Origin of the sequence: Sandarakinorhabdus limnophila DSM 17366, assembly GCF_945882885.1 — a bacterium.
Lineage (GTDB): Bacteria > Pseudomonadota > Alphaproteobacteria > Sphingomonadales > Sphingomonadaceae > Sandarakinorhabdus > Sandarakinorhabdus limnophila_A.
Genome location: NZ_CAMCWT010000103.1, coordinates 1 through 4,176 on the forward strand (window position 1 = coordinate 1; position 4,176 = coordinate 4,176).

Sequence of the window (4,176 nt, forward strand, 5' to 3'; positions counted from 1 at the left end):
CGGCCCGCTCCGGCGACAGGCCCAGATACAGGCCGCCGCCCACCGCCGCGCTGGCAAACAGGAAATTGCGGCGGCTGAGCTGGATGTTCATAGTGGCCTCACGCGGTGAGTTGGCTGGTGTCGAGCGGCAGGGTGCGCAGGCGCTTGCCAGTCGCCTGGTAAATCGCGCCGGCCAGCGCCGGGGCGAGGCTGGGATAGGCCGGCTCGCCCAAACCCGTGGTCGGATAATCGGTGGACAGGAAGGCGACATCCACGGCCGGCGCCATGTCCATGCGGGCAAGATGGAAATCGCCGTAATTCTTCTGCTCCACCGCACCATCAACAAAGGTGATGCGCTGGCCCAACGCGGCGCCGAGCGCGTCGATCACGCTGCCCTGCACCTGGTTTTCCGCGCCCGACAGGTTGACGATGTGCTTGCCGATATCGGCCGCCACCCACACGTGATGCACCTTCACGCTGCCATCACCCGCTACGCTGGCTTCGACCACATTGGCGAAATAGCCGAGGTGGCTGAAGTGGAAGGCGATGCCCAAACCGCGACGCGGTGGCAGCTTGCGCCCCCAGCCGGCCATTTCGGCGGCCTTGTCCAGCACCCCGCGCATGCGGCCGGTGTTGTAGGGCGTGCCCTTCATCGCCTCGCCGGTCTCGCCGCTGAACTCCTCGGCGATCGGAATGGCGCGTGGGCTTCCCAGCACGCCACGACGATACTCCAGCGGGTCACGCCCGGCAGCAATCGCGCAATCGTCGATGAAGCCCTGGGTGACGAAGGCAAAGGCGTTGTTGATCGGCGCGCGCAGCCAGCCCAGCGTGGAGGCGATCGGCAGCACCGTCACATCGGCGCGAAAATCCTTGATCACGCCCGACGGAAACAGCGAGCCATCGATCACGGCGGTGGGGTTCAACGCACCATCAGCGCCGAAGCTGACGAAATGATCGTGCCAGGCGATGATGTCGCCTTTCTCGTCCAGCCCGGCTTCCAGCTTGTGCCAGCCACCGGGGCGCAGCCAGTCGTGGGCGAAATCCTGTGCGCGGTCCCACTGCAGCTTCACCGGAACGCCGGCGGCCTTGGCGATAACTGCGGCTTCCACGGCGAAATCATTCATCAGCCGCCGGCCGAAACCGCCACCCGATCGCATCAGGTGGATGGTGACATTCTCCACCTTCAGGCCCAGCGCCAGCGCCACCATGCGGCGCGCGTCTTCCGGCGTTTGCGTCGAAAGCCACAACTCGGCCTTGTCGGCCGTCACATGGGCGGTGGCATTGATCGGTTCTAGCGCTGCGTGGGCAAGGAAGGGATAGCTGTAATCCGCTGTCACCTTCTTCGCAGCGGTCGCCATCTTGGCCGGCGCGTTGCCGTGGTTCATGTAACCGGGCTTCTGCGGGCCATCCTTGAACGCCTTGGCTGCGGCAGCTTCCCATGCGGTGGTTGACTGGAACGCTGCATCGCCGCCTTCCCACACGGCTGCCAGCGTATCGCGGCCCTTCAGCGCCGCCCATGTGCTGGTGGCAAGCACGGCAATGCCTTCAGGCAGCACCTCGATGCCAGGCAAGCCCACATCGATCTGCGTCTTCAGATCGCGGCGCTCGGCAACGTTGATCAGGCCCTTCACTCCCGGCACCGCCAGCGCGGCGGCGCGGTTGGCGCTCTTCAGCTTGCCGCCGAACACCGGCGATTTGGCGAACGCGGCATAAACCATGCCGGGCAGGCGGGTATCGATGCCGAACAGCGGCTTGCCGGTGACCAGTGCGCGATTGTCCACGCCGCCGATGCGCTGGCCCAGGATGCGAAACTGCGCCGGGTCCTTCAGGGTCAGGCTTTCCGGCTTGGGCGGCGCGATGCTGGCTGCGGCCTCGGCCATGTCGGCATAACGTGCGCTGCGGCCACTGGCCTTGTGATGCAGCATGGCGCTGCCGGTGGTGATCTCGCCTGCCGGCACGCCCCAGGCGTTGGCGGCGGCCTGCACCAGCATGGCGCGCGCGCCCGCGCCCAGCCGGCGCATGCGCTCGAACTGGGTCGGCGTGGCCGATGAACCCCCGGCCAGCTGCACGCCATAAACCTGGCGGTTGCCTGGCGCCGGCACCACGGTCACCTGCGCCCAATCAACGTCGAGCTCTTCGGCAATCATCATCGGGAAACTGGTGCGCACGCCCTGGCCGATTTCCGGCTGGTGGGCGGTGATGCGGATGCTGCCAGTGGGATCGATGATGACGAATGCCGACAGCGCGCCGGGCACGCTGGCCTTTGCACCGCCGGCGAATTGCAGGCCCAGCGACAGCCCGCCGCCAGCCAGCACGCCGGCTTTCAGGATGTCGCGGCGGGAGGCCTTCATGCGGCCGCCGCCTGCTTGATGGCGGCGCGGATGCGCGTGTAGGTGGCGCAGCGGCAGATGTTGCCGCTCATCGCTGCATCGATATCGGCATCGGTCGGCTTGGGCGTGGTGCGCAGCAGCGATTCGGCGGCCAGCAACTGCCCGGCCTGGCAATAACCGCACTGCGGCACATCCAGCGCCACCCAGGCATCCTGCAACTTGCGGCCCCAGGCCGAAGCGGAAAGCCCTTCAATGGTGGTGATCTTGGCGGTGCCCACGGCCGAAACCGGCGTCTGGCAGCCGCGCACTGGCTCACCATCCAGCTGCACCGTGCACGCCCCGCAGAAGCCAGCGCCGCAGCCGAACTTGGTGCCTGTCAGGCCCAGCACATCACGCAACGCCCACAAGAGCGGCATGTCCGGATCGGCAGTGACGTCAACCGACTTGCCGTTGATGTTCAGCTTCATAACGCGGACTCCCCCTGTGCGTGAGTATCAGCATAGCGGGAACGAAAGGGAAGGGGAAGAAGTGGCCTCTGGCGGGCAGGGTCGCAGACCCTGCACCCGTTCGATTTCAGCCGGCCCGCTTTCAAGAGCGCTCTTCATGCTGGCACACGAGAGCCCAGCCCAACGAACGGGTGCAGGGACGAGTCCCTGCCCGCCGGAGGCTTTCCTTTTCTGCTTGAACCCCTTACCGCGCCGGCATGATGTCCCGTCGCTCGCTTCTCTCTGTCGCTGCTCTGACGCCACTGGCCGCAGCCTGTTCGCCGCTGGGCGCCTTGAACGGCCTCAACCGGCTCACGCCCGGTGATGGCGGCGTGGAGCAACTGGTGGACGGAGCGGCCTTCGGAACCGATCCGCGCCAGAAGCTTGATGTGTGGGCACCCAAAGGCGCCAACCAGAAATTGCCTGTCATCGTCTTCTTCTATGGCGGCAGCTGGAACAGCGGCCTTAGGCAAGGTTATGGCTTTGCGGCGCGGGCGCTGGCGGCGCGCGGCTTTGTGGTGGTGGTGCCGGATTATCGACTGGTGCCGCAGGTGCGCTGGCCGGCGTTCGTGGAGGATGGCGCGGCGGCGATGAAATGGGTGGCCGCCAATATCGCAGCCCATGGTGGGGATCCGGCCCGCGTGGCGGTGATGGGCCACAGTGCCGGCGCTCACATCGCGCTGTTGTTGGCGCTCGATCGGCGCTGGGGCGTCGCGGACGGGATCAAGGCCGCAGTGGGCCTGGCCGGCCCTTATGATTTCCGGCCGTTCGTGGCCGGCGGCGCAGCCGATGCGGCGTTGGGCAATGCCGCCGATCCGAACGACACGCAGCCGATCCATTTCGCCCGCGCCGATCCGCCGCCGCTGCTGCTGTTGCATGGCGAGACCGATACCACCGTGCTGCCGCGCAACAGCCAGCGGTTGGCCAATGCGGTCACCGATCTGGGTGGCCGCGCGGAAGTGCGCCTTTACCCCGATGTCGGCCACATCGGCATCTTGCTTGCCCTGTCCAAGCCGTTTCGCGGCAAGGCCAATGCGCTTACCGATGCCAGCAACTTTCTGCTGCGTGTGCTTACGCCCTGATCAGTGCCATTGGTGGGGCCGGAGCTGCGGCGAACACGCGGCGTGTCACTAGGTCCGGGTCCAACCCGAACAGCCCGGCCGCCGCTCCGGCAAACAGGCTGTTGAGGCTGGTGGTGGGCATCAGATCGCGATCATCGAACAGGCGTGACAGGCCCGGCCAATCACCCAGCACGCGGCCCGCTGCCGGGCCACCCTTCAATTGACCTCCAGCCAGCAGCGCCGCGCTTGCCGTGCCGTGATCAGTGCCGCCGGTGCCGTTGGCCGCCACGGTGCGGCCGAATTCGGTGGCGGCGATCACCA

Annotated in this window: 4 protein-coding genes; 1 reads left to right on the forward strand and 3 read right to left on the reverse strand. The window is 66.8% G+C overall.

Annotated elements, in window-relative coordinates:
- Window positions 1-98 precede the first annotated feature (98 nt).
- Both Q7O19_RS13140 and Q7O19_RS13145 read right to left on the reverse strand, forming a co-directional pair.
- Window positions 99-2,330 carry a molybdopterin cofactor-binding domain-containing protein gene (locus tag Q7O19_RS13140; protein WP_303810942.1) on the reverse strand — a complete coding sequence of 744 codons (2,232 nt, stop codon included), beginning with the start codon at window positions 2,328-2,330 and terminating at the stop codon, window positions 99-101.
- Entirely contained in the window at window positions 2,327-2,776 is a 450-nt protein-coding gene (locus Q7O19_RS13145; RefSeq protein WP_303810943.1) for a (2Fe-2S)-binding protein, read from the reverse strand. The genes Q7O19_RS13140 and Q7O19_RS13145 overlap by 4 nt, the downstream gene beginning before the upstream one ends.
- 236 nt (window positions 2,777-3,012) lie before the next feature.
- Here Q7O19_RS13145 and Q7O19_RS13150 point away from each other — a divergent pair, with 236 nt between their 5' ends.
- The gene (locus tag Q7O19_RS13150) at window positions 3,013-3,876 is read left to right on the forward strand and encodes an alpha/beta hydrolase (protein WP_303810944.1); all 864 of its coding nucleotides are present in this window, start codon (window positions 3,013-3,015) and stop codon (window positions 3,874-3,876) included.
- On the opposite strand, the gene Q7O19_RS13155 is transcribed toward Q7O19_RS13150, so the two are convergent.
- On the reverse strand, window positions 3,866-4,176 hold a 311-nt coding region (locus tag Q7O19_RS13155; protein WP_303810945.1), incomplete at its 5' end, for a DUF1501 domain-containing protein. The two genes, Q7O19_RS13150 and Q7O19_RS13155, sit on opposite strands and share 11 nt — an antisense overlap.